This is a genomic window from Brevibacterium sp. Mu109 (assembly GCF_900169375.1).
Classification (GTDB): Bacteria; Actinomycetota; Actinomycetes; order Actinomycetales; family Brevibacteriaceae; genus Brevibacterium; species Brevibacterium yomogidense_A.
In genome coordinates this window covers 1-1,435 of sequence record NZ_FXZF01000091.1, presented here as the reverse complement: position 1 = coordinate 1,435, position 1,435 = coordinate 1, and the positions used below count along the sequence as shown (strand labels likewise).

Sequence of the window (1,435 nt, the reverse complement as noted above, 5' to 3'; positions counted from 1 at the left end):
CGGAGGGTGTCAGATGGTTTGTGTATCGGATCACCGAATGAAAGGACATGATGGTGACCGTGACGAACACGAACGAAACCCGTAATAGGACAGCCTCTGAGGCCGTTGAAGAGCTCAAGGCCTCCGGTGCGCTCGATGAGCTCTTCTCCAAGATCGACTCCGGCGACGTCGAGCTGACCGGTGATGGTGGGCTCGTGCCGATGCTGATCAAGGAGACCCTCGAACGGGGCCTCCAGGCAGAGATGACGTCGCACCTGGGCTATGCGCCTGGAGACCGCGACGCCAAGCGCACACCGAACTCCCGCAACGGCTCCTATGGTAAGACTCTCGCGACCGAGGCCGGCGATATCGAGGTCGCCGTTCCCCGGGACCGTGCCGGCTCGTTCACGCCGCGTCTGGTACCGAAAGGCTCGCGCCGGCTGGGCGGGCTCGATGACATGATCATCAGTCTCTACGCGGGCGGGATGACGATCAGGGACATCCAGCACCACCTCGTCACGACGATCGGCACCGAGCTGTCACACGAGACGATCTCGAACATCACCGACGCGGTCCTCGAAGCGGTCCTGGAGTGGCAGCAGCGATCTTTGGATGACTTCTACCCGGTCGTCTACCTCGATGCGATCCGGGTGAAGGTCCGCGACAACGGCCACGTGAGGTCGAAAGCCGCCCATATCGCTGTGGGCGTCGATATGGATGGCATCAAGCACGTGCTGGGCATCTGGGTGCAGAACACCGAAGGCGCCTCATTCTGGGCTCATGTGTGCGCGGAGCTTGCTAACCGTGGTGTCCGGGATGTCCTCATCGTCTGCTGCGACGGGCTCACCGGGCTGCCCGAAGCGATCGAGGCGACGTGGCCTGACTCCCTCGTGCAGACCTGTGTCGTGCACCTGATCCGGGCGGCGAACCGGTTCGTCGCCTACGGGGACCGCAAGGCCGTATCGAAGGCGCTGAAAGACGTCTACTCGGCAGCGAACGAGGACACCGCGCTGGTGGCGCTGGAAGCCTTCACGAGTTCGGAGCTGGGTCGGAAGTATCCCTCGGCGGTCGCGGTGTGGGAGAACGCGTGGGAGCGGTTCACGCCGTTCCTGTCGTTCCCGCCGATGCTGCGTCGGGTGATCTACACGACGAACACGATCGAGTCGTTGAACTACCAATTGCGGAAGGTCACGAAGAACCGGTCCCAATTCCCCACGGATGATTCCGTTGTGAAGCTGCTGTGGCTGGCCATCTGCAATATCGAGGACAAACGCGCCCGTGAACGCGAGAAAGAACGCGGCACGACGGGGCCGCGGAAGGCGTCAGGCAGGCTCGTGCAGGGACAGATCACAACGAACTGGAAGCAGGCCCTCGCGCAGCTGCAGGTGGCCTACCCCGACAGAATCAATCCCTACCTCTGAGAAAGTCCCATACACAAATCTCTTGACACGCCCCA

General features: G+C 62.2%; 1 protein-coding gene. It reads left to right on the top strand.

All coding sequences use genetic code 11. The annotated features are described in order from the left end of the window. Positions 1-59 precede the first annotated feature (59 nt). Entirely contained in the window at positions 60-1,400 is a 1,341-nt protein-coding gene (locus BSP109_RS16555; protein WP_374700182.1) for an IS256 family transposase, read from the top strand. The last annotated feature ends 35 nt before the right edge of the window (positions 1,401-1,435 follow it).